Below are 24,767 nucleotides of genomic sequence, written 5' to 3'. Positions count from 1 at the left end.
TTTAGTTCCGTAAGACAATATGTTGTTCAGTAAATTCAGGACTAGAGGCTTGCCCCTGCTCTCGGTGGGGGGAGTGTCCGGCTACTTGAAATCGCTGCTGGCCGGGGATCCCTACCTGGCCAGGCTGTGGGTGGTGGGAGAAGTCTCCAGTTGCCAGCGCAGCCGCAACGGCCACCTGTTCCTGACCCTGGTGGATCCGGAAAGCGGCGACCTCCTCAAGGGGGTTGTGTGGCAAAGTCAGACTGCCCGGCTCAGCTTCTGGCCAGAAGTGGGGCAACGGGTGCTGGCCCTGGGTCAACTTGGCATCTACAGCGGCGGCAGCTACTACCGCCTGGTTATCTGGCAACTGCTGCCGGCGGGCGAGGGGCTGTTGGCGTGGCGGTTTCAGCAGCTTAAGGCCCGCCTTGCCGCCGAAGGCCTGTTCGACAACCAGCGGCCCCTGCCCACCCACCCTCAGTGTATTGCCGTCGTCAGCTCTCCCGACGCCGCTGGCTGGGGCGATATCCGCCGCACCCTCAACCAGCGCTACCCCGGGCTGCGGGTGCTGTTTGCGCCAGCCCAGGTGCAGGGGGAGGCGGCCCCGGAGTCGATTGTGCGGGCCATTCGCCGGGTGGAGCGGGACGGGCGGGCGGAAGTGCTGATCGTGGCCCGGGGGGGCGGATCCGGCGAGGACTTGGCCTGCTTTAACGACGAGCGGGTGGTGCGGGCCATTGCCGAGTGCTCCATTCCGGTGGTGACCGGGATCGGCCACCAGCGGGATGAGACCTTAGCTGACTACGCTGCTGACTATGCGGCGCACACCCCCACAGCGGCCGCCGAGCGAGTTGTGCCCGATCTGCGAGAACTGCAGCGCCAGGCATTCCAGTTGCGCCAGCAGCTTGTCGAGCGCACCCTGCATGCTCTGGAAAAAGCTGAACAGCGTTGGCACCACGCCCAGCGCCGCCTAGCCCAGGTGCATCCGGAGCGGCTGCTGCAGCAGGCCCAGGAGCGCCTAGCCCAACAGCAGCAGCGCCTCGTCCAGGCCGTGCGCCACCGTCTCCAGCAGCAGCAACAGCGCCACCAAGCTCTCCAGCAGCACCTGCAAGCCCTCGATCCTGCCGCCGTTCTCAGGCGGGGCTATGCCCTGGTGCGCGACGAGCGGGGATCCCTGGTCCGCAGCCACCGCCTGCCGCCCCAGACCCGGCTGAGGATACAACTGGCCTCGGGCAGCCTCTGGGCCCGAGTGGAGGAGAGCCATGAGCCGCCGCAAACGTGAGGATCCCTGGCGCTACGAAGCAGCCATCGCCGAAGTGGAAAGTCTGATTGCCCAGATCGAATCGGGAGAGCTGGATCTGGGGGAGGTGGTGGAGCGCTTCCAACAGGCCGCCCAGACCCTGAAGCGCTGCGCCGAGTTTTTGGAGGAAAAGCGGCAGCAGGTGGAGATCCTCATCGAGGAATTGAACCAAGACGACGAAGACTGGCAAGCATTCTAGGGATCCCGCTCTGCCGTCGCCTCTTTGCTGCGCCGAGGCTTGACGGACAATGCTCGACCCGTAACAATCGTCAAGTTGTCAAGATGTCTTCTGGGGCCCCCATGTCTGCCAAGATCCTGGATGGCAAAGCCTTGGCTGGCCGGCTGCAAGCCGAGATGGCCGCTCAGGTGCAAGCTTGGCTGCCGCGGGTGGGGCGTCCGCCGGGATTGGCGGTGCTGCGGGTGGGGGAGGATCCCGCCAGTGCTGCCTATGTGCGCGGCAAAGAGCGGGCCTGTGAGCGAGTGGGCATTGCCTCCTTTGGCCGCCATTTTTCCGCCCAAGACTCCCCCGCCCATCTGCTCGACGCCATCGCCCAACTCAACCAGGACGAGCGCGTCGACGGCATCCTCGTGCAACTGCCTCTGCCCCCCGGCTGGGATCCCATCCCGCCCCTTCTGGCCATCGACCCCGCCAAAGACGTGGACGGTCTCCACCCCCTCAACCTGGGCCGGCTAGTGCGCGGCGAGCCCGGCCTGCGCAGTTGTACGCCTCTAGGTGTGATGCGCCTGTTGCAAGCGGAAGGGATCCCCATTGCCGGACGAAAAGCGGTGGTGGTCGGCCGCAGCCTCCTGGTGGGCAAGCCCCTGAGCCTGATGTTGTTGGCCGCCGACGCAACGGTTACCGTGGCCCACTCCCGTACACCCAACCTGGCCGAAGTAACCCGCAGTGCCGACATTGTGGTCATGGCTGTAGGGCGTCCTCGCTTGCTCACGGCAGACATGGTGAAGCCGGGCGCCGTGGTTGTCGATGTAGGCATTAACCGTATCCAAGACCCTGACGGATCTGAGCAGTTGGTGGGAGATGTGGACTACGAAGCGGTCAAAGAGCGGGCCGCTGCCATCACGCCTGTACCAGGCGGCGTGGGGCCGATGACGGTGACGATGCTGCTGGCCAACACCCTGGAAAGCTACAAGCTTCGCAGCCACCTGTAGCCTGGAAGCTGTCCTCAAAATCCATGAACAACTGCCAATGGCCGGCCACCAGGAGGGAGCCTTGGAGACATCAGTGAGGCTTTTTGTATAGCTTGTTACTCCGAGTGGCAGTGAGATCGGGTCATCTTCGGGCTTGCTCAAGAGTCTTCGCTGGGGGAACGCAAGAAGATTGCTAAGCAATAGTTATTCGCCGTCAAATTTTTGTCCAAGTCCTTTACGTTGACAGTCGCAGATCGGGGATCGCTGTAACGTATGGATATGAACTTAGGTTAACTAGCAGCCCGTCTCCCCAGAACTGAAGCTCCGAGGGCGGGCAAGGAGTAGGGTCTCATGCTGCCGAGTGGCTCCAAAAACGCCTCTATGCCGGCGGCCGAATCAGGGCAAGGGGATCCGGCTCCCTTTTTAGCTGATGCTAGCTCTCCGCCTCCGCGAGCTACAACCACCGCTCCCTACGTGGTGCTGCACGGTCATTTCTACCAGCCGCCGCGGGAGGATCCCTGGCTAAACCGCATTGAGCGCCAGCCCAGCGCTGCCCCCTTCCACGACTGGAACGAGCGCATTCTGGCGGAGTGTTATCGTCCCAACGCCTTTGCCCGCATCCTGGACGAGCAGGGGCGGGTGGTGCGCATTGTCAATAACTACGAATTCTTGAGTTTTAACTTTGGCCCCACTCTCCTCTCCTGGTTGGAGGAGCACGATGTTGAAGTGTACCAACGCATCTTGACTGCCGACCGCCTCAGCGCCGAGCGGCTGGAGGGGCATGGCAATGCCATCGCCCAGGTCTACAACCACGTCATCCTGCCCTTGGCCAACGAGCGGGACAAGTACACCCAGATCCGCTGGGGGATTGCCGATTTCCAGCATCGCTTTGGCCGCTTTCCCGAGGGCATGTGGCTGGCGGAAACCGCCATCGATGCGGCAACGGTTAAAGCCTTAGTCGACTGCGGGATCCGCTTTGTCATCTTGGCACCCAGCCAGGCGCAGCGCATTCGTCCTTTGGGTCAAACGGAATGGATCGATGTCAGCCAGGGTCAGATCGATCCCAGCCGGCCCTACCGCTGCTTTACCCAGGATCGCAGCGGCTACCTGGACATTTTCTTTTTTGATGGCCCTATCTCCCGGGATCTTGGCTTTGGCGATATCGTCTACAGCACCCAGTCGCTGGCGGAGCGGATCCGGCTGGCCATCCGCCCTGACAGAAAAGGGGAACCCTATCTGATCAACTGTGCTACCGATGGCGAGACCTTTGGCCACCACAAGCGCAGCGTGGAGCGCACGCTGGCCTACGCCTTTTGCGAAGAGTTTCCCCGGCGGGGGTGGCAGGTGGGCAACTACGGCCACTTCCTCAGCCACCATCCCCCCACCTGGGAGGTGCAACTGAAGCCGGTCACCGCCTGGAGCTGCGCCCACGGGGTAGGACGGTGGTCGCGCGACTGCGGCTGTGGGGCGGTTCCAGGCTGGCACCAGCGCTGGCGGCAACCGCTGCGGGAGGCCCTCAACTGGCTGCGGGATCAGTTGGCCGAGATCTACGAGACGGAGGCCAAGGCCTACCTGCGGGATCCCTGGCTGGCCCGGGATCGCTACATCGAGGTGATCTTGGATCGGGAGCGCTGCGAGGCGTTTTTGCAGGAGCACCAGAGCCACCGCCTCACTGCCGAAGACCGAGTGCAGGTGCTGCGCCTACTGGAGATGCAGCGCTACGGCCAGTTGATGTTTACCAGTTGCGGCTGGTTCTTCGAGGAGCTCTCGCGTCCTGAGGGAGTGCAGATCCTGCGCTACGCGGCGCGGGCCATCGAGCTGGCGGCAGCAGTGGCGGATGTGGATCTGGAAGAAGAGTTTCTGGGCCGCTTGAGCAAGGCTCCCAGTAACCTCGACCTATACAGAGATGGCAAGGGGGTTTACTGGGCTTTGGTGCGCCCCGCTTTGATCAGCCCACAGCGGCTGGTGGCCCAGCACGCCCTGCTTTCCCTGTGCAACGGCATGCCCCGAGCCCCCGGATATATGCTGGAGCCGGTGGATCAGGAGCGCCTGGCTATAGGGGGATCCACACTGCTCGTCGGGCGGGTGAAGCTCGCCTTTCCCAACACCGGCGAAGAGCACGACCTCATCTACGCTCTCCTCCATCTGGGCGGCTGGGACTTTCAGTGTGGGGTTAAGCCGTTTACAGGGCGGCGCAGCTACGAGCAGTTGAAAGCCACCCTGCTATCTGGATCCCGCAGCCGCATCCAGCTAGTCCTAACCCTGCAAGAGCTGTTTGGCCCGGAAACCTTTGACCTCAACGCCCTGATTGAGGAAGACCGGCAGCAGATGCTGCGCTGGCTTACCCAAGACACGTTAGATCGCCTGGCCCAGCTCTATCGCCAAACCTACCTGGAAAATTACGGGGTTTTGATGGCTTTTCGGGCCGATGGCCTGCCGATCCCGGAAGAGCTGTTGGCTGCCGCGCAGATCACTCTCAACCAGCGCCTGTTGAGCAGCTTGCGGGCGATGGAAGTGGAAGGGGGCAAGCAGGATCACCTGCTGGAGTTGCGGGCAATCGCCCGCGAGGCGGAGCAGTTGGGGTGTCAGTTGCGGCGGGAGGAGGCGGCCCGGGTTTTGGATCGGCTCTTGCAGCGGGGGATGTGGCACCTTGCCCACGATTTTGAGCCGGAGAGCTTTGGCGAACAGCTCCACAACCTGGAGGAGTGGCTAAAACTAGCTGACGATCTGCGCCTGCCCATCAACCTGGATCGCCTCCAGGAGCTCTACCTGCTGGGTCTGGAACGGCAGAGAGAACTTCAACTGCATCTGGCTGAAGGGAGCGCGAGCGGCCCAACCCACCTTCGAGAAGAAGGCCAGGAGATCCCTGGCGAAACCTTGCGCCGCCTCTTCCAGCTTGGGCAGCGGCTCCGCGTTAACGTCAACGCCTGGCTGCGTCACCTACAACCCCACCAGTGATCTGAGTGCCGCAGGCTGCGCTTTTGCCCCTCTGCTGCCCAAGGGGAAGAGGGCCTTAGGCTCGAAGGATGGCCGTTGCCCCACATTTTCCTGAATCTATCGGGATGACAGGATTCGAACCTGCGACCCCTTCGTCCCGAACGAAGTGCGCTACCAAGCTGCGCTACATCCCGAGGAGCAATCCAAATCCAAGGTTTTGTAAGTATAGCATGCCATGCATGGCATCTTCCCGCGGGCGGGAGTCGTTCTGCGCTAAGCTATGGGGATCCACCGTTGCCCTACTGGAGTATGAGTCAGCCCAAGGGTTTCAGCCAATCCAAGCCAGAGAAGAAACCGGCCAAGGCCAACACGGCCAAGCGCAAGGAAGCCGCCAAACGCTACGACGAGCTGAAAGCCAAGGGGATGCCGGAGTTCGCCATTTTTGCCCGGCGCCGCCAAGCTGAGCCCGGCAAACCCAACCCCTGGCTGCCCGTGGGATCCCTGGCGGTCAGTCGCTCCAGCGCCATCCACCAGGCCATCTTCCAAAACGAGGAAGAGCTCAAAAAAGCAGCCGTCCGCCTCTTTCCCCGTCTTAGCAAAGTCAAAGACGAGCTGGAGTTTGGCTTTCGCCTTAAGGACAAAGAGTTTCAAGACGAGCCCATTCAGGTGGCAGTTCGGCCCCAGCCTTCGCCCCTTCAGAGCTGGATAGACAGGGTGCGCAAGTGGCTGGGCCTGGGCAAAAGAACTACCCAAGCCTCCAAGAAAGGCTAAGCCGTGGCAAAGGCTTTGGGTAGCCAGCTCAAAATCAAGGGGTTGACAATCTCTGGGCGCTCGTCGTGGGGGCAATGGCCCGTATCGGGAAGAGGGAAAAATTGGTAGTCGATCCCCTGCACATGGTTTTGAAAGCCGCGACCCCGCTGAATAGGCGTCCAGGGATCCCGTTCCCCCCAAATCACCAGCAGCGGACAGCGCACCTGGGGCAGCAACGCTTCCGGCGTAGGGCCAGGGGGAGCCGTGAGAACAGCGGCAAACACCTGCTGCGCTCCCGGCTCACAGGAAGGGGCGTAGAGGATCTCCACCAGCTCGTCAGTGATGGCGGCAGGGTTGCAGTACACCTGTTTCAGAGTGGCGCGGATCCGCTGCCGCTGCCGCACCCAATCAAACAGAAGGGGCCCCGTGACCGGCGAGGCCACCAGAGCAGTGAAGGTGGCCATGAAAAGGCGGGCCAGCGGGCTGAGCTCGTGGGAGCGGTGGTTGAGACCGCCGGCACAGTTGAGCAGCACGGCTCCAGCAACAAGCTGGGGATAGCGGGCAGCCATGAGCAAGCTGAGCAAGGCGCCGATAGAGTTGCCGATGAACACCGCCGGCTGCCGCACATGCTGCCGCCAAAAATCCGCCAGCAGCTCGGCCCACAGCTCCAGACTGTAGGCAAGGGCCGGCTTGGCCGAGCCGCCAAACCCCAGCAAATCCAAAGCATAGACCCGGTATCCCGCCGCCGCTAGCACAGGGATGTTGTGCCGCCAGTGGCCAATGGAGGCCCCAAAGCCATGCACCAAAATCAGTGGGGAGCCAGATCCCTGGACGACGTAGCGAATGGCGTGACCCCGCCAGCTCCAGGTTTGGGGAGCAAAAGGGGCAATGGGATCGGCTGCCAAACTCGCAGGAGGAGCAGTGAACACAGACAGAAAAAAGATGTGGAGGCGTTGTGGAAGGGTCCCCACCTCCTCATCCTACCGCCACTCTCGAGCGTCTTTCTCTGCCGGCCATTGCCCCCAATCCCTCCCCCCAGAGAGATCTAGCTTCTCGGCAGAACTCTCAGGTGATCACATCCGGCTGCTGCCGACCGGTGCGGGCGCGGATCTGGGCGAAGTGATCCGCCAGTTGGATCAGCTCGGCCAGGGCCACCTGGGGATCCAGGCCGTGCCGGCTGGGATCCGGCTCAAACCGCTCCAAGTACACCCGCAGGGTGGCCCCGTGGGTGCCGGTGCCGGAAAGGCGGTAGACGATGCGGGAGCCGTCCTCAAAGCCGATGCGGATCCCCTGGTTGCGGCTGGTGCTGCCGTCCACGGGATCGGTGTAGCTGAAGTCATCGGCATAGGCTACTGTTTGGGAGCCAAAGCGCTGCCCCACCCAGCTTGCCACGGAGCGCCGCAAGTGCTCCATCAGCTCCTCGGCCACCTCCACCGGTAGCCCCTCGTAGTCGTGGCGGGAGTAGAAGTTGCGCCCGTAGGTGCGCCAGTGGTCTTCCACAATCTGCCGCACCGACTGGCGCCGCACGGCGAGGATGTTGAGCCAAAAGAGGACAGCCCAGAGGCCGTCTTTTTCCCGGATGTGGTGGGAGCCGGTGCCGAAGCTCTCCTCGCCGCAGAGGGTAACTTTGCCGGCATCCAGGAGGTTGCCAAAAAACTTCCAGCCGGTAGGCGTCTCGTAGCAAGGGATCCCCAGCTTGGCCGCCACCCGGTCTGCTGCCTGGCTGGTGGGCATGGAGCGGGCGATCCCCGCCAGCCCCTCCCGGTAGCCGGGCACCCGGTGGGCGTTGGCGGCCAACACCGCCAGGCTGTCGCTGGGGGTCACGTAGAAGCGGCGGCCCAGGATCATGTTGCGATCCCCATCCCCGTCGGAGGCGGCGCCGAAATCCGGCCCATCTTCTCGAAACAGCAGCTCCACCAGGGCGCGGGCATGCACCAGGTTGGGATCCGGGCGGCCGCCGCCAAAGTCCGGCAGCGGCTGGCCGTTGAGGACGCTGCCCTGGGGCGCCCCTAGAGCTCCCTCCAGGATGGCGTGGGCATAGGGGCCGGTGACGGCGTGCATGGCGTCGAAAGCGATGCGAACCCCGGAGGCCAGGTAGTCGCGGATGGCGTCGAAATCAAACAGGCGCTGCATTAGGCCTAGATAGTCGGCCACCGGGTCGATGACGGAAACCGTCAGGGATCCCAGCCGCTGCTCCCCCAGGCGATCCAGGTCCACATCCGGGGCTTGCAGGATGCGGTACTCCCGGATCTGCTGGGTGCGGGCGTAGATGGCCTCGGTCACCTTCTCCGGGGCAGGGCCGCCGTTGCCGATGTTGTACTTGATACCGAAGTCTCCCTGGGGGCCGCCGGGGTTGTGGCTGGCGGAGAGGATGATGCCGCCGTAGGCCCCGTATTTGCGAATTAAGCAGGAAACCGCTGGCGTGGAGAGGATCCCCCCCCGGCCCAGCAGTACTCGCCCGATGCCGTTGGCTGCTGCCATCTTGAGCAGGATCTGGATGGCTTCCCGGTTGTAGTAGCGGCCGTCTCCGCCCACCACCAGGGTTTGGCCGGCGGATCCCTCGAGGACGTCAAAGGTGGATTGGATGAAGTTCTCCAGGTAGTGGGGCTGCTGGAACACCTGCACCGGCTTGCGCAGGCCGGAGGTGCCCGGCTTTTGGTCGGGAAAAGGGATGGTGGCCACGGTGCGCAGGATCATAGGCTGCCCAACTCTGCTCGCCCCTCTACTATCTCATCGTTGGGGCCTCTAGGGAGGATCCCTGGGCAGCTTCAAGCTCAGGGCAGGACTTTGAGCGCCTGGCCAGCGCTGCGGCCATAGCGGCTGGGATCGTACATCTCCTCGACAAGGGCAGGGGCCACCTGGAATTGGCCAGGGATCTCGGGACGGAAGAGGTAGACGAACTCGTGGCGGCCCCGCTTGAGCTCGGTGCTGAAGAAGGCCACCCGGTCGTCCCGGTTCTCTTGATGGGCCCAAAACCAGTCCCACCAGTAGTCGGCGGCAAGCCCTCGCGGATCCCGGGAGGTGATCTCGGCGCCGCTGGGCAAGGGATCCTCGATCACCACGTAGTGGCTATCCCGCTCAGCTTCCACCGTCAGCCGGGCCAGGAGCACCTCGCCCGCCCGCACCGCCTCGCCGGGGCGCAGGAGCTGTTCCCGGTAGCGGATCTCGCCATTGGCTTGGGGCTGGGGCTGTAGGCGGAAGTAGCGGCGGCTCACCGTGAAGCCCTGGCTGTCGGGGGGCGGCAGCTCCGGCAGAAAGGCCTCTCCCCGCAGGCTGTAGTAGAGGGGGCCGGGGCCGGATTTTTCCAGGCGCAGGCGGCGCAGGTTACTCACTTCGGCGTCGTCCCAGTCCAGCACCTGGCGAGGATCCTGAGGACCGGCCTGCCACTGGGCCAGTTGCGCCCCGCTTACCCCATCTTGCACCCGCACCTGGCGGGGGCCAGGCTGTTGCTGTTGCTGGGCTTGGTAGTGGGCCACCAGGCCCAGGAGGGCGTCGGCGGTGGCTTTGGTGGTGCGCCAGCGGTTGTCCTGCCGTTGCTGGAGAAGGGCGGTGGCGATCTCCCCGGCGCGGCCATCCTGGAGGCGCACGGCCAGTTGCAGGAGGGGCCCGGCCACCTCCAGGTCGTCGTAGGTGGGGCGTTCCCCGGCTGGCGGAGCGGAGGCGGCAGGAATAAACCAGCGGCCCTGGGGATCCCTTTGTCGCCGTTGCAGACCTTCCTCCAGAGCCGCCTGGGCGAGATCCCGCTGGCCCCGTTGCAGGGCGGCCAGGCCGCGGTAGGCCAGGCCAAAGGTGGAAAGCTGCGGCGGCGGCGGCAGCTCGGCAGTCACCAGCGCCGGATCCCAGAGGGCCAGGCTGTAGGCCACAAAGGCCCGCAGATCGGGGGAGAGGCGTTGGAACGGCTGCCCAGCCAGATACTCCAAAGCCCGCCGCACCCGCCACTCCTTGAGGGCGTAGCCGGCGGCCTGGGCGAGATGATAGCCCTGCAGGATGTAGGCGGTCAGGTAGGGGTTGCTGGTGTCGTAGGCCCACCAGCCCCAGCCGCCGTCGTAGTTCTGGGATTCCTCCAGCCGCTGCAGGCCGGCCCGAACCACCCGCGGCAGCCGCTCCAGGGTGGGCAAGCGCAAGCTGAGGCCCAACTGCTCGCCGGCCTGGGCCACCGCCAAGGCGGGCAAAAAGCGGCTCAAAGTCTGCTCGGTGCAACCGTAGGGGAACTGCACCAGGTAGTCCAAGGGCCCCAACAGCTCCGCTGCGGGGCTGGCGGCCAGTTCCAGATGCAGGTGTCGGGATCCCGGCACCCAGGTGGCCGGCCAATCCAAAGGCAGCTCAAGGCCATCCTCCTGCAGCCGCCCCGTTTGGAAGAAGCGGTGCACTGCCCCTAAGGGCTGACTGGGGATCCGCAGTTGCAGCGCATCCTGCAGCCCCTCCCCTTGTGCCCAAACCCGCAGGGGGGTCTCGCCGGCCCCCAGCACCCGTAGGGGCCATTCCACCCGCTCCGCCCTCTGGGCCGGCACGGTAAGGCGTTGTCGATCCGGGCCTTGCAACGCCAAGTTGGCGGGCACTTCCAGCCCCACCTCCACCGCCTGGGCTTTTGTGGTGCGATTTTGCACAACAGCGGCCAAGGTGAGTTGATCCCCCACCTGGAAAAAGCGAGGGGTGGCCAGGCGCACCAAGAGGTCTTTGCTGACGGCGACGCTGGCCAGGGCGGATCCCACCTGGGTGTCGGCGGTGGCGGCGCGGGCAGTCAAGCGCCAGGTGGTCAGGTTATCCGGCCAGCGCACCTCTACCTGGGCCAGGCCATCGGCGTCGGTAACCAGATCCGGGAACCAGGCAGCCGTGTCGCGAAAGTCTTCCCGCACCTGGCCGGCCAGCTTGTCGGCGCCGCCGGGATATTGTTGCGGGAAAGAGGTGGTGGTGGTGACTTGGTTGTCCTGGCGCCCGTAGAAGAAGCGGCGGATATCGGGGGTAAAGTCGGGCCGGAGCAGGTAGAGGGCATTGTCCACGATCCCCAGCCCCACCTCGGCGCTGACCGGCTGCCCTTGGGCATTGCGGGTGCGGATTTGAATTCGGGCCGTCTCCCCCGGCTGGTAGGTGGGCTTATCCGTCTGCAGCTCCACCTGCAAAAAGCGATCCAGCGGCGAGACCCGCAGCAGCGCCTCGTTCTGGTACAGCCGCCGCTCTGGGCCAACGACAGTGGCGGTGACGTAGAGGTTGGGGCGATACTCCTCCCGGATGGGCAGGCGCAGGGTGGCCGTATGCCCCTGCAGGCGCAGCAGTTGTACCTGGTGCAGCCGGGATCCCTCCAGGCCCACCAGCACCGGCAGATCCGGCAGCGGCGAGGCGATCAGGATCTGGGCCTCTTCCCCCACTTCGTAGATCTGGCGATCCGCCACCACCTCCAGGCTGGGCAGGGATCCCCAGCTTTGCAGGGGGCTGCCCGGCTCCACCACCCAGAGAGAGGCGACCTCCTGCACGCGACGGCGGCGGGGATCCTGGGCCGTCAGCCGCACCCGGTAGCCTCCCGGCTGCAGGTCGGCGGGCAGGCGCAGAACTAGGCTGCCCTCGCCGTTGACGACTTGAAAAGGTTGCCGCACCAGGGTGGCTTGCCGTCGGTAGGCGCTGCTCTTGGGATCCCAGCGCCAGCGCTCCAGGCTCAGCTCCCCGGCGGTGCTGACGGGGCGGCCATCGTAATCGCGGGCTTGCAGCCGGTAGGTGAGGGTATCCCCCGGAGCCGGCAGATGGCGGTTCACTTCCGCAAACAGAGCAAATTCGCCAGCCGTGACCCAGGCCCGCGCCGATCTTGTTACCGTCCGGCGGCTGATATCGGTCACCTCCACCTCGATGCGCAGTTGCTGCACCTCTTGGGGGCCCCAGTAGCTGTCTTCTTCCCAGTTGAGATCCTGCAGCAGGCGATCCAGGCGAAACTCCGCCCGCCCTTGGGCATCCGTCACCCCTTCTCCTTCCGCCACCAACTGGCCGTAGCCGCCGTAGTAGCCCTGCTCCTCTCCCAGGTCGTCGGCGAAATAGTCTTCCTCGGCAGAACGGGGCAACAGCCCATAGCGCAGGCTCCAGTCGGGGCTGCTGTAAACTCGGTAGCGGAGCTGGGCAGCGGCCACCGGCGCGCCGAAAAGATACTCGGCCTCCACCTGCACCTTCAGGGATCCCCCCCGCACCAGCCAAGGCCGGTCGGGCACCACCGTCACCTCAAACTCCGGTTTGCGGTAGGCTGCCACCCCAAAGTCGGTGGACTCGCGGCTGGATCCCTGGAACTGCCACTCTAGGCTGTAGCTGCCCAGGGGGGTTTCTTCCGGCAATTGAAACTGCCCGTGGACGCTGCCGAAAGCGTTGGTGGCCAGGGTCTGCTCCTCCAGCACATCGCCGTTGGGAGCGGCGAGGGTTACTTGCAGCGGCTGGCCTGCCGGGGGCGGGGTGAGGCGGCCTTGCTCCCGCACCAGGGCGCGAAAATAGACCGTCTGGCCGGGGCGGTAGAGGGGGCGGTCTGGGTAGGCGTAGATGCGGTACGGCTGGTTCCAGCCGTAGGTGTAGCTGCGGGACAAAACCTGCAACGTGTTGTCGGCGCTGCGGCCATAGACCACCAACGAGGATCTCTCCCCCGCCGGCAAGCTAAACTGGGCCAGCCCCTCCTCGTCGGTGGTGGCCGTCAAGGGATCCCCCCACTCCCCAAAAACTTGGATCTGGATCCCCGGCAGAGGACGCAATTCCTGCAAATGCACCGCCTGCACCACCAACTGGCTGGCATCCTGTTTCTGGATTAGGCCCAGGTCGCTTACCAAAAGCCACTCCTCAGAACGGGGCAAAGGTGCACTCGGGTTCAGCGGCTCCTGTCCTTCCGCCTCCAGCCAGTAGGCCCCCGGCGGCAGGATCCCCAGATCCAAGGTGCGGGTCACCTCTTCTCCCCCCAGCGGCTGCTGCCAACGGCGCAGCAGCTCTCCTCGCAGGGTGGAATACAAATCCGGATCCAGGGATCCGTAGCCGAGGGCCAAACTCCGCAAGCGAGGGGATCCCTCCAGATCGGCCAGGGAAAAGCGGTAAACGGCAAACTGCACCGCCCTCAAGCCACTGGCCCTCCACTCCAGCCGCGCCGGCTCGGCGGTCGTGAACACCTGGCTGGTGCTGTAGAGGTAGAGGCTGGGGGGCAGAAGCTGCGGGCGCAGGAGAGGAGCAGAAGCTACTGACCCTTCCCGCACCTGCACAGGCCTCTCGCTGAAGACGGTTTCCAGGCCGGATCCCCGCACCGTCACCCGGTATTCCCCAACGGGCAATTGATCCAAGCGATACTCGCCCTCCGCAGACGGGCTGACGCTGCGGCTCACCGGGCCGGCGGCAATCACCTGGACGTTCCCCGGCGCCACCCCTGCCGGCAGCTCCACCCGCCCCGTCAGGGATCCCGTCGGCGGCTCCGACAGCAAAACCGCCAGCCCCACGGCCAAGAACACCCCCAGGGCCACCAACCAGCGCCGCAGCATGGGATCCCTTCCTCCTTCCTATGTGTCCTGGTTGCCCTGGGGACGGGGTCGCTACTTCACCAGCTCGAACACGTTGAACATCGGCAGGTACATGGCCACGATGATGCAGCCCACCATCCCCCCCAAGATCACGATCATCAGCGGCTCCAGCAGGCTGGTGAGGGCGCGCACCGCCTCCTCCACCTCCAGCTCGTAGAAGTCCGCCGTCTTCATCAGCATGGCATCCAGCTCCCCCGTCTCTTCGCCCACGCTGATCATCTGGATGGCCATGATCGGGAAGACCTTGGCCTTATCCAGGGCCGGGGCGATCTGGCCCCCTTCCGAGATGGATTGGCGGGCGGCGTCGATGGCGTTGGCCACCACCTGGTTGCCGGAAGTGTCGCGCACAATTTCCAACGAAGTCAGCACCGGCACCCCAGAGCGGGTCAAGGCCCCAAAGGTGCGGCAAAAACGGGCCACCGCCGACTTCTGGATCAGATCCCCGAAAATGGGCAGCTTGAGGGCCAGCGCGTCGATGGTCTCCTTGCCGGCGGGGGTGCGATAAAAGCGGCGGAAGGCAAAGAAGACCGCCACCAGAAAGCCCACCAGGCCCAAGCTGTACTGGGGCGTGCGCAGGAACTTGCTGATGTTGATGAAAAACTGGGTAAAGGCGGGCAGCTCACCCCCCAAGTCGTTGTAGATGCTCTCAAAAGTGGGCAAGATAAACAGCACCATGCCCAAAAAGATTAAGACGGCCAAGATGGTCACCACCACCGGGTAGGTCATGGCCGATTTAATTTGCTTCTGCAGGCGATCCATGTCCTCCAGCAGCTTGGCCAAGCGGTTGAGCACCTCGTCCAGCACGCCGCCCACCTCCCCCGCCTGCACCATGCTGCAGTAGAGGCCGTCGAAGGCATCCGGATAGGGGCGGATGGAATCGGAGAGGTTTTTCCCCGCCTCCACCTCCGCCCGAATCGCCCGCAGGTATTTTTTGAGCTTGGGGTTGCCGGTTTGCTCCTCCATGATGGTGAGGGAGCGCACCATCGACACGCCGGCGTTGATCAGGGCAGCAAATTGCCGCGAGAACACCGCCTTGTCCCGAATGTCGATGGATCCCAGCATCGAGAAATCAAAAGAGGTCTCCAGCGAGAAAAAGGGCTTTTCTTCCTGAATGTCCTCTGGCTTGGCAAAAACGCCCTCTCGGCGCAGCCGTGCACGCGCCTCGGTCAAGTTGTTGGCCACCACCGTCAGGCGTACCGGCTGACCGGCCTTTAACCCCCGAACCTTGTAGCGCGGCATAGCTTACCCCCGATTCAAACTCATGATGAGAGGGTTCGAGTTGTGGGATCCAGCCCCCGAACTTTGGGCAACTAACTTTCTCAGCTAGAGCTTAGCCACAAATTGAGGCGGCGGCCAGAGATCGGCAAGAAGACCTCACCCCGGGACGCGGCGCTGCGGCTCAACGACGGACGGCAACCCCCGCTGGACGCTGGTGTTGAGCTGCCGCGGCTGGCGAGGGCCCGGCAACGTTGCCCAACAGCCGCTGCAACTCCTCAGGGCGAGAGGTCTTGGACATGGCCGTCTCGAAGTCAATCTTGCCCTGCAGGTAGAGGTTGGCCAGATCCTGCTCCAGGGTCTTCATGCCCTGCTTGCCGCCCGTCTGGATGGCCGAGTAGATCTGGGCGGTCTTTCCCTCCCGAATCAGGTTGGCAATGGCCGGCGTCACCACCATGATCTCTTGCACCAGCACCCGCCCGGGCTCTCCCGGCTTGGGGTTGAGGCGGCGGGCCAAAGTTTGCGAGAAGACGGCCTTGAGGGAGTTGGAGAGCTGCACGCGGATCTGCTGCTGCTGCTCCGGCGGGAACACGTCCACCAGGCGATCCACCGTCTGGGCGGCAGAGCTGGTGTGGACCGTGGCAAAGCAGAGGTGGCCGGTCTCGGCGGCGGTGATGGCCAACTGGATGGTTTCCAGATCCCGCATCTCCCCGATCAGGATCACATCCGGATCTTCCCGCATCGCCGCCCGCAGGGCATTGGCAAAGCTCTTGGTGTCTTCGCCCAACTGCCGCTGGTGGATGATGCTGCGGATGGGAGTGTAGATGTACTCGATGGGATCCTCGATGGTGAGGATGTGCTCGGCCCGCTCGCGGTTGATGAAGTCGATGATAGCGGCCAAAGTGGTGGACTTGCCGGATCCCGTCGGGCCGGTCACCAACACCAGGCCCCGAGGCAGACGGGCCATCTCCTTACACACATCCGGCAGGCCCAGCTTGTCGATGTTGGGGATCTCAGAGGCCAGCGCCCGCATGGCGCAGGCGTAGGTGCCGCGATCCCGGTAGACGTTGACGCGGAAGCGCCCGATCCCGCGCACGCCGTAGGAGCAGTCCAACTCCCAGTTCTGCTCCAGGTGTTTGCGCTGGGTGTTGTTCAACATGCTGAAAATGAGCCGCTGCACCTCCTCAGGGGTGAGGGGCTCGTGCTCGGTTGGCTGGAGTTCGCCATTGATGCGGAAATAGGGGGGCAAACCGGCTGAGATGTGGATGTCAGAACCGCCCCTGCGGACGATTTCTTCCATCAGGTCTTCGATCATGAGTTGTGGCATAGGGCTGGTGTCTCCAATCGGTAAGCTGAGTCAGGCTGGGTTCGACCTAGGAGTTGTCGATGAAAAACCCTTCTAAAGCCGGGCTAGAGGCAACCCTCCAGGACTCGTATAGGACTGTTATAATCAGCACCTTGGCGGCGTCAAGAGCCAGGCGCCTTGCCTAAAACTTCGGCGTCAGGCAGTAGGGGCAATCCATCCAGTCTACCTGCAGGGCGGCGCCACAGTTGCGGCAGGTGCTAAGGGCCTTGGCACGGGCCTTCAGCTCCGTTTCCAAACCCTTGTCGGTGAGGATAACCCGATCTACCTCCTCCAGCGTGGTCAGGCCCTGCTTTACCAGCATCAAGCTGTAGGCGAGCAGGGTTTTCATGCCGCTTTCGACAGCGGCTTCCTTGATGACCTCCGTGGGAGCCCCCTTGTTGATCAACTCGGCCAGGCGGTCGTTCATGCGCATGAACTCGTACACCCCCACGCGGCCTTTGTAGCCCACGCCCCCACATTTCTCGCAGATGGGCTTGCCGGTGGCTTTGCGCTGCTCGATCTCTTTGGGGGAGAGCTTGTTGGCTTTGTAGAAGGTGAGCTGTTCGCCGTCGCCGCTGAGGCTGAGGCCATAGCGGGCCAACTCCTCGGATGTGGGGTGGTACGGGATCCGACATTCGGTACACACCCGGCGCATCAAGCGCTGGGCCAACACCCCCAGCAACGAGCTGGAGATCATAAATGGCTCGATCCCCATCTCCGTCAGACGGGCGATGGCACCGGGGGCATCGTTGGTGTGCAGCGTGGTCAACACCAAGTGGCCCGTGAGGGAGGCTTCGATGGCGGTTTTGGCCGTCTCGTGGTCGCGGGTTTCCCCCACCAGGATCACATCCGGGTCTTGCCGCAAGAAGGCGCGCAGGATCATGGCAAAGTCCATGCCCTTTTCTCGGATCACCTGCACTTGGGTGATCCCCGGCAGCGAGTATTCGATGGGATCCTCGGCGGTGCTGATGTTGATGCCGGGATCGTTCACTTCTGCCAGCGCCGAGTAGAGGGTGGTGGTTTTCCCGGATCCGGTGGGCCCGGTTACCAAGATCAGGCCAAAGGGTCGCCTGACAACCTCCTTGAAGCTGGCCAGGGTCTCTGGGTCGGTGATCAGCTTGTCCAGGCCGAGCTGGGTGGCGGAGTTGTCCAGAACCCGCAGCACGATCTTCTCCCCGTAGCGGGAGGGCAGGGTGCTGACCCGGAAGTCCACCTTGCGCCCCTTGAAGACGCGGCGAATCCGCCCGTCCTGGGGCATGCGCCGCTCGGCAATGTTCAAATTGGACATGATTTTGAAGCGAGCGGTAAGGGCAGGGACGATCTTCTTGGGAAAGTTTTCAAAAGCCTGCCGCAACACCCCATCTTTGCGGAAGCGGATGCGCAGGTATTCTTCTTGTGGCTCGATGTGGATGTCGGACGCCCCGTCCTGCAGGGCCTTGACCAGGATCTGGTTGGACAGTTTAATAATCGGGGCATCATCTGCCGATTTGACCTGCTGCTCCAGGGATCCCTCGCCAGCCTCATCGACGGCGACATCCTCGATGCTGTCCAGATCGAGCTCGGCGATGTTGACCACCACCTCTTCTTCCTCTTGGGGGGCAACTTGGCTGGCGACATCTGTGTCGTTGATCCCCTTGACAGCCAGCAGTTCCGCCTGTGCATCCATGTAGCGGTTGATCAGGGTCTCGAAATCCCGCTGGGTGAAGACCCGCCGCTGCAGCTTCAGCCCCTGGATGCGGAAGCGCCGCTGGATGTCGTCCAGCGCCTGCAGGTTGTCCGGCCTGACCATCGCCACCAGCACTTGGTTGTCTTGGCGGCGGATGGGCAAGAACTTGTAGCGGTTGCAGATGTCGAGAGGCAAGAGCGAGTCGATGAGCCCGATCATCTCCGAGATCTCCACCGGCTCCAAATCGATGTCGAGGGGGGGGATCCCGTAGATGATTTTCAGCTCAAAGAGCTGCTGCCGCTTGTAGGCCCGCTCCAGGTCAGGGGTGATCTCTTTGCCGACAATCTCTTTGACCACCATGGCTAGGGCCTTGCTGCCCCCTTCGCGATCGGCTTTGAGGGCGTTTTGGATGTCCTGGATTTGCTTATCGTCGGCAAAGCCCAGCTCTTTGAGCTTGCGGCCGAAAGGAGTGATGCTGACGTTGGCAATGGCCAGGGCTTTGCTGGCCGCAACGCTGCGACGGGTTAGAGGAGTAGGAAGGTCATTCATGCTGCCGGGCCACCCAGGATGTATTCACATAATGACTGCAGTTAACCGCAGGGATCAACGGTGGGGACATGCAGGCCTGCGCGTCCCAAAGGGCGCTGCCCATGGCCTTACTATGCCCCAACTTGGTTGAAACTTAAATCCCCCTTCCTAGTTCCGGCAGGGTGGTGACGCCTGTCTGGTCAGGCCGGGATCTTCGCCGGATCCACGGGGCCGGTTGGGGGCCTGCTTCCAGAGAGGGATCAGCTTAAGATGGGGAGCAGGCCGGCGGCTTGCGAGCCTTTCCGACGGGAGAAGCCTGCTAACTTGTCCCCTTTCTCGAGACAGCTTCTGCCAATGGCTGAGATCGGTCGAAAATAGGGCGGGCAACGCCAAGCTGATGGGAAATTCGGGGGACAAGCTAAGCTCAAAGGGACGGAGTCGGCCCAACTTGTTCAGGATTACCTCGCTGCAACTGCCCATGCGGCTCTACGTCGAACCCTTTACCGTTCACAAGCGCTATGCCCTCACCCTCAGCCGCGGCACCTATACCGAGGCCACGCTGGCCTGGGTGCGGATCGAAGAGGAGGGGATCGAGGGCTGGGGGGAGGCCTGTCCTTTCTCGGTGAGCGAGGACTGCCACCAGTCTTTGGAGGATATCTTGGTGGGTTTGGAGGTGGCTAAAGGGATCCTACGCCGCTATTCCCCCTGGGAGCGGCAGGCCGTCGAGGCGGAACTGCTGCAGGCCGGGATCCCTTCGGCAGCGCGGGCAGCGGTGGATATGGCCCTGCACGATTGGATGGGCAAACGTCTGGGGATGCCCCTGTGGCAGGTGTGGGGGCTGGATCGCTCTCGCATTCCGCCCACGACAATGACGATCGGCATCTCCACCCCGCAGGCGGCCCGCCAGCGCGCCTTGGCCTGGATGGAACAGACCCAAGCGCGGGCCTTTAAGATCAAGCTGGGCAGCGACTCGGGGCTGATGGCGGATCAGAACATGCTGATTGCTGTACAAGAGGTGATCCCGCTGGGATCCCTGATTACGGTGGATGCCAATGGGGCTTGGACACTGGAGCAAAGCCTGAGCATGAGCAATTGGCTGGCGGGGCAGGGGGTGAGCTACTTGGAGCAGCCCCTGGAGAGGGGCCAGGAGGCGAAGCTAATCACCCTGTGGCACGAGTCGAAGCTGCCCATCTTCGTGGATGAGAGTTGTTTCGACAGCCGCGATATTCCCGCCCTGGTGGATCGGGTGCACGGCATCAACATCAAGCTGATGAAGTGCGGCGGCCTTAGCGAAGCCTGGCGCATGATCCACATAGCCAGAGCCCATGGGCTACAGGTAATGCTGGGCTGCTACAGCAACACCGCTTTGGGCAACACGGCAGCGGCCCACTTGGCGCCGCTAGCGGACTACGTGGACTTAGACAGCCACCTCAATCTCGTCGACGATCCCTTTGCCGGGGCCATCCTGCAGGACGGCTGCCTGCTCCCCACCGACCGACCGGGCTTGGGGGTAGAGCTGAGGGAGGAATGATGGGAAAGCCAGGATCCCTGTCCAGCGAAAGTCGCGTGGCCATCCTGCTCCACGGGGGATTGCTGGGGGAGCATGGGAAAACGGGGCTGGGGCTGCTGCGCTACGGCTCCTTCCCGGTGGTGGCGGTGATCGACCGGGAGCAGGCGGGGGGATCCCTGGCCCAACTCACGGGCATTGCCAAAGACATTCCCATCGTAGCCTCGGTGCAAGAGGCGCTGGTTTACGGCCCCGAGGTGTTGGTGATTGGGATCGCTCCTTCCGGCGGCCAGTTGCCCCCTGAGTGGCGGGAGGAGCTCTGCCAAGCCCTGCAAGCCGGCTTGTCTTTAGCAAACGGGCTGCACACCCCCCTAGCGGAAGATGCCCAGTTGCGGCAGTGGCTGCAGCCGGGAGCCTGGATCTGGGACATTCGCCGCGAACCCCCTGGTCTGGGAGTAGGGAGGGGCCTAGCTCGCTCTCTCCCCTGTCGGCGGGTACTGACGGTGGGCACCGATATGGCCGTGGGCAAAATGTCCACCAGCCTGGAACTGCACCGGGCCAGCCTGAAGCGCGGCCTGCGCTCCCGCTTTTTGGCCACCGGACAAACCGGGATCCTCATCAGCGGCGATGGGATACCCCTGGATGCGGTGCGGGTGGACTACGCCAGCGGCGCTGTGGAGCAACTGGTGTTGCGCTATGGATTTGACCACGACATCCTGCACATCGAAGGTCAGGGATCCCTGCTCAACCCCGCCTCTACAGCAACCCTGCCCCTGTTGCGGGGATCCCAGCCCACCCACTTGATCTTGGTCCACCGAGCTGGGCAAACCCACATCAAAGGGATGGACTACGTACCCATCCCTCCCCTGCGTAAGGTCATCGAGCTGTACGAACAGGTGGCCAGAGCTGCCGGCGCCTTTGCCCCCGTGCCGGTGGTGGGGGTGGCCCTCAATACCTTCGGTTGGGAGGAGGAAGCCGCCCTGGCCCAGATCCGCCAGGTGGAAGTGGAGACCGGGCGGCCCTGTACCGACGTGGTGCGCTTTGGGGCGGATCCCCTCTTGGATGCCATTCTCTCGACAGGCTAGCCTCAGGGATCTCCCTTAGGGCGAGTTTCGCTGTCGAGCACTTCCAGGATGGCCTTGGCCGCACGGGCCAGAACTCCCGGCTCCCCTAGAGCTGCCCGCATGGCGGCGTAGTCAGCCTGCAGTTGGGTGCGGCGCTCGGGCCGAGTCAGCAGCTCCAAGGCCAGTTGGGCGACTCGCTCTGGCTGGGCCTCCTCCTGGAGGAGTTCCGGCACAATGGGGCGCATCAGCACCAAGTTGGGGGGAGACATAAAGGGCACCGACACCTTCAGCCAATGGCGGGCCAGCCAAAAGGTAATTGGGTTGAGGCGGTAGATCACCACCTGCGGGATCCCCAAAATGGCCGCCTCCAGGTTGACAGTTCCCGACTTGGCCAGCACCAGGTCGGCGGCCGCCAACAGCAGGTGATGCGCCTTCGGAGGCGAAGGGCGAGGCAAGAGAAGGGTGAGATCCTCCAGCCCATAGCGGCGGGCGGCTTGGGCAATCGGGGCGGCAAAGCGGGGCGAGGCCAGCGGCGCCCAAAACCGCACCTGGGGCAGGCGAGCCCGCAACAGCCGCGCTGCCTGGAGCAAGATGGGCAAAACCGAGCGCAGCTCCTGGCGGCGGGAGGCCGGCAGCAGCGCCACCACCATCGCTTCCTCAGGGATCCCTAACTCAGCCCTGGCCTGAGCGCGACCGGGTACACTCGCCAAAATATCCAGCAGGGGGTGGCCCACATAGCAAACCTGGGCACCTGCTGCGGCGTAGTAGCGGGCTTCTTCAGGGAAAATCGCCACCATCAGTCGCATCTGCTGGGCTAGCCGGTAAGTGAGGCGGCTGTTGGGCGACCACACCCATTCTTGGGGGGCAATGTAGTAAACGGCAGGGATGCGTCGCCGCTGCAACAGGCGGGCGATGCGGCTATTGATGCCGATGTAATCCACCAGGATGGCCAAATCAGGCGGGTCTTGCGCCAGGAAGCGGCGGATCTTCCACTCCGTCCATAGGGCAGGGCCGACGAAGGGGAGAGCCTCCAGAATGCCGATAGAGCTGATCTCCGTGGTGCGGTGCAACAGATTGGCCCCCGCAGCGGCCATCTCCTCTCCCCCAACTGCCGTGATGCGTAGGTGCGGGCGTTGGCGCAGCAACTCGCGGATGAGATGGCCGGCCTGCAGATCCCCGGAGACTTCTCCGGTGCAGATAAACAGATGGCTCACAGGTCGTCCTCTTCTCTGCTGCGGCGCAAGGCCGGCAGAGGGCCGCGCCGTTGGGGTTGGGAAAGGGAATCTTCCAAAAATTGCAGCAGATGGAGCAGGGATCCCGTCTCGTCCACCAGCTCTTTCCCCTGCAGGGAGAAGATGCTAGAGCCCCCCTCGCTTCGCAGACTCTCCCGCAGCGTTTGCAGCGCTTTTTCCAGGGGCAAACCGGAACGGTAGAGGAGCCGGTAGGCCTGCCGCAAGGCCGCCAGGGATCCCTCCATCCCCTTGGCTCGCCGCAACCCCACCAAGTTAAGGCCCCGGATGCGGGCCGGGTGCCCCTCCACCAACATGTAAGGCGGCACGTCGCGATCCACCCGGCTCATGGCCCCCACCATAGCCAGGCGCCCCACACGGGTAAACTGGTGGATCCCGACCATGCCGCCGATGCGCGCCTGCGACTCAATGTGAATGTGGCCAGCCAGGGAGACAGCGTTGGTGATCACCACCTGATTTTCGATGACGCAGTTGTGGGCGACGTGGACGTAGGCCATCAGCAGGTTGTGATCGCCGACCACCGTCGCTTCCCCTTCATTGGTGGCTCGGTTGATGGTGACGAACTCGCGGATGCGGTTGCCCTTGCCGATCACCACCTGAGAGGGCGCGCCGCTGTACTTCAGATCCTGAGGCTCCGTGCCCAGCACCGCCCCCGGAAAAATCTGGTTGTCCTCGCCAATATCTGTCCAACCATCGATCACCACGTGGGCCCCCACCACCGTACGGGCGCCAATGCGCACATGCTCGCCGATAACCGCATAGGGGCCAACTTGTACCGTCTCGTGCAACTCAGCCTTCGGATGGATCACCGCTGTGGGATGAATCCGAACAGAGGAGTTGGGAGTGGATCCCGCTGAAGCCAACGAACTCATTTCTAACCTAGCCAGCAAATGTAGCTACGCTCCCAACCCTGCGATTAGGGCTTGCTTGGGGAGGGCACAATCCTCCACCGCTCTGCTGTGAAACTCCGACCGGGAGGTGAAAGCAGCACTTGACATGCCCCTATCCCAACACTTTAGCAGGGTCTTTCCACGCCAAGTTGCCTCCGCTGGGCTCCTCCTCGATGGGGAAAACAGATGGCCACCCCCCACTTGCCCCGCGGTTGCGGAGCGCCAAAGGCCCCGCTGCTGGCCGCTGTTGGCCCATCAATCCACCAGGGAGAACATCAGCTCCCCTTCGGTCACCAACTGTCCCCCCACCTGGGCCCGACAAAACATCTTGCCGATGCGTTTTTGCCGGATGGTGAGCAAATTGGCTGACAGCAGCAACTGATCCCCCGGCAGCACGGGGCGGCGGAAGCGAACGCCATCGATGCCGGCAAAGAGAGCCAACCGCCCAGCCACATCCGGCAACTTGGTCAACACGATCCCCCCCAACTGCGCCATGGCCTCGACGATCAGAACGCCGGGCATGATCGGTCGGTTGGGGAAGTGCCCCTGGAAAAAGGGCTCGTTGAAGGTGACGTTTTTCAGGCCCACCGCCCGTTGCCCTGGTTGATACTCCACCACGCGATCCACCAGCAAAAAAGGGTAGCGATGGGGCAGGATCTCCAGGATTTGATCCGTGGTGAAGACGGGGGGAGCGGTTGCCAACTGGGCAGCTGCTTCAGCCGAGAGAAGAGGTGGAGGAGAGACATCAGAGGACATAGTAACCCACAGAGCCAGAAGACAAACCGTGAAACCGTGACGTACTCCCGCACTCATGCTGACGCATAGAGTGCAGGCTTCATGGCTTACGCCACGCTTCGCCAACAGTGACTCCTGCCCAATGGCAGGACATTTCCTGAGCTTGAAGAACGGGACGCCCCACCGCTCTGGATTTGATGACCCTCGCCGAGTTGTGATCCCTGCCAATCCTCAACCCACAGTGCGGACAATCGTGCCACCGCTCATGCAGCTTTTTGGGCACATCTCGACCACACCCCGAGCACCCTTGACTGCTGCCGCGGGGATCCCCTGCAATCGTCAACAGCCCAGCTCTTTCAGCCTTGGCTGCCAAAATTTGCAGGAACTCACCCCAACCGGCGTCATGGATAGATTTGGCCAACCTTGTCCTTGCCAGACCTTTGATGTTCAATGCCTCATGGGCTATGTGTCTCCCTTTTTGCAAAAGCTGATGAGCAACTTTGTGGTGGAAATCCCGGCGCTGGTTGGCTACTTTCTGATGTGCCTTGCTCAACCTCTTGACCGCTTTCTGGTAGCGGTTTGACCCCTTCTGCTTGCGCGATACAGACCGTTGCAGCCGCTTGAGGGGCTTTTGCGCTTTACGGTAATACTGAGGAACCTCGATAACCTCACCCTCATCGGTGACCAAGAAAGAGCTTAGCCCCAGGTCTATCCCCATCGTGTTTTCCCACGTTGGCGTGTCAGGGCTCCATTCCGGGACAGACGAATCCTGCAAACTCAAGGTGACGTACCACCCATCCACCTTGCGGGTGATGGTGGCCGTTTTGATAACAAACCCCTCAGGCAAAGGACGGTGTTGGACCAGCTTGACCGGCCCAATCTTGGGCAGATGGATAAACTGCCCTCGAATGCAGTCCTGCTTCATCTGAGGGAAG

The 24,767-nt window shown here is 63.2% G+C and carries 17 protein-coding genes and 1 tRNA gene; 7 read left to right on the top strand and 11 right to left on the bottom strand.

All coding sequences use genetic code 11. From position 1 onward, the window contains the following. The first annotated feature begins 19 nt into the window (after positions 1-19). The 4 genes from xseA to NW848_RS00075 all read left to right on the top strand — a co-directional run bounded on the left by xseA (position 20) and on the right by NW848_RS00075 (position 5,380). Positions 20-1,255, top strand: coding sequence for an exodeoxyribonuclease VII large subunit (xseA, locus tag NW848_RS00090; RefSeq protein WP_011430794.1), 1,236 nt, complete (start codon positions 20-22; stop codon positions 1,253-1,255). Beyond that, positions 1,236-1,472 (top strand): exodeoxyribonuclease VII small subunit, encoded by a 237-nt coding sequence (xseB, locus tag NW848_RS00085; RefSeq protein WP_414402459.1) that lies wholly within the window; start codon positions 1,236-1,238, stop codon positions 1,470-1,472. The genes xseA and xseB overlap by 20 nt, the downstream gene beginning before the upstream one ends. A gap of 101 nt (positions 1,473-1,573) precedes the next feature. After that, the gene (gene folD / locus NW848_RS00080; protein WP_011430792.1) at positions 1,574-2,443 is read left to right on the top strand and encodes a bifunctional methylenetetrahydrofolate dehydrogenase/methenyltetrahydrofolate cyclohydrolase FolD; all 870 of its coding nucleotides are present in this window, start codon (positions 1,574-1,576) and stop codon (positions 2,441-2,443) included. A 330-nt stretch (positions 2,444-2,773) separates the two neighbouring features. After that, positions 2,774-5,380 (top strand): DUF3536 domain-containing protein, encoded by a 2,607-nt coding sequence (locus NW848_RS00075; protein WP_414508313.1) that lies wholly within the window; start codon positions 2,774-2,776, stop codon positions 5,378-5,380. Between the two features lie 99 nt (positions 5,381-5,479). Here NW848_RS00075 and NW848_RS00070 read toward each other — a convergent pair. Beyond that, positions 5,480-5,553: transfer RNA gene (locus NW848_RS00070), tRNA-Pro, on the bottom strand. Positions 5,554-5,668: 115 nt separating this feature from the next. On the opposite strand from NW848_RS00070, the gene NW848_RS00065 reads away from it, so the two are divergent. Next, a complete protein-coding gene (locus tag NW848_RS00065) occupies positions 5,669-6,130 on the top strand; it encodes an HHL1-like protein (RefSeq protein WP_011430790.1) in 462 nt (153 codons plus the stop codon). On the opposite strand, the gene NW848_RS00060 is transcribed toward NW848_RS00065, so the two are convergent. The 6 genes from NW848_RS00060 to NW848_RS00035 form a co-directional block, all read right to left on the bottom strand. Then, complete coding sequence (locus NW848_RS00060; RefSeq protein ID WP_011430789.1) at positions 6,127-7,038, bottom strand: alpha/beta fold hydrolase; 912 nt, start codon at positions 7,036-7,038, stop codon at positions 6,127-6,129. The genes NW848_RS00065 and NW848_RS00060 overlap by 4 nt on opposite strands. Positions 7,039-7,174: 136 nt before the next feature. Continuing rightward, positions 7,175-8,806: an alpha-D-glucose phosphate-specific phosphoglucomutase gene (locus tag NW848_RS00055; protein WP_099883769.1), complete on the bottom strand. Its 1,632-nt coding sequence runs from the start codon at positions 8,804-8,806 to the stop codon at positions 7,175-7,177. Between the two features lie 77 nt (positions 8,807-8,883). After that, positions 8,884-13,593 (bottom strand): alpha-2-macroglobulin family protein, encoded by a 4,710-nt coding sequence (locus NW848_RS00050; protein WP_414508314.1) that lies wholly within the window; start codon positions 13,591-13,593, stop codon positions 8,884-8,886. 51 nt (positions 13,594-13,644) lie between these two features. Beyond that, positions 13,645-14,871, bottom strand: a complete 1,227-nt coding sequence (locus tag NW848_RS00045) for a type II secretion system F family protein (protein WP_011430786.1) — start codon at positions 14,869-14,871, stop codon at positions 13,645-13,647. 160 nt (positions 14,872-15,031) lie between these two features. Continuing rightward, positions 15,032-16,174 (bottom strand): type IV pilus twitching motility protein PilT, encoded by a 1,143-nt coding sequence (locus NW848_RS00040; RefSeq protein WP_099834829.1) that lies wholly within the window; start codon positions 16,172-16,174, stop codon positions 15,032-15,034. Between the two features lie 160 nt (positions 16,175-16,334). Beyond that, the gene (locus NW848_RS00035; protein WP_414508315.1) at positions 16,335-18,407 is read right to left on the bottom strand and encodes a GspE/PulE family protein; all 2,073 of its coding nucleotides are present in this window, start codon (positions 18,405-18,407) and stop codon (positions 16,335-16,337) included. A gap of 427 nt (positions 18,408-18,834) precedes the next feature. Between NW848_RS00035 and NW848_RS00030 the strand changes: the two genes are divergently transcribed. Together NW848_RS00030 and NW848_RS00025 are read left to right on the top strand one after the other, a co-directional pair. Further along, positions 18,835-19,917, top strand: coding sequence for a dipeptide epimerase (locus tag NW848_RS00030; protein ID WP_414508316.1), 1,083 nt, complete (start codon positions 18,835-18,837; stop codon positions 19,915-19,917). After that, a complete protein-coding gene (locus tag NW848_RS00025) occupies positions 19,917-20,978 on the top strand; it encodes a DUF1611 domain-containing protein (protein WP_414402994.1) in 1,062 nt (353 codons plus the stop codon). The genes NW848_RS00030 and NW848_RS00025 overlap by 1 nt, the downstream gene beginning before the upstream one ends. Before the next feature lie 2 nt (positions 20,979-20,980). Here NW848_RS00025 and lpxB read toward each other — a convergent pair whose 3' ends face one another. From lpxB to NW848_RS00005, 4 genes are all read right to left on the bottom strand, one after another. Further along, a complete protein-coding gene (gene lpxB, locus NW848_RS00020; protein ID WP_099813040.1) occupies positions 20,981-22,171 on the bottom strand; it encodes a lipid-A-disaccharide synthase in 1,191 nt (396 codons plus the stop codon). After that, positions 22,168-23,079 (bottom strand): acyl-ACP--UDP-N-acetylglucosamine O-acyltransferase, encoded by a 912-nt coding sequence (gene lpxA, locus NW848_RS00015; protein WP_414348434.1) that lies wholly within the window; start codon positions 23,077-23,079, stop codon positions 22,168-22,170. The genes lpxB and lpxA overlap by 4 nt, the downstream gene beginning before the upstream one ends. 273 nt (positions 23,080-23,352) lie before the next feature. Then, positions 23,353-23,853: a 3-hydroxyacyl-ACP dehydratase FabZ gene (gene fabZ / locus NW848_RS00010; protein WP_011430776.1), complete on the bottom strand. Its 501-nt coding sequence runs from the start codon at positions 23,851-23,853 to the stop codon at positions 23,353-23,355. 79 nt (positions 23,854-23,932) lie between these two features. Beyond that, positions 23,933-24,767, bottom strand: an 835-nt coding sequence (locus tag NW848_RS00005; protein ID WP_414508317.1) for an RNA-guided endonuclease InsQ/TnpB family protein, incomplete at its 5' end; no start/stop codon positions are given.

This window comes from Synechococcus sp. RC10A2, from assembly GCF_047502605.1.
Note: the sequence above shows the minus strand (reverse complement) of the source record. Positions and strands in the feature narration are given on the sequence as shown.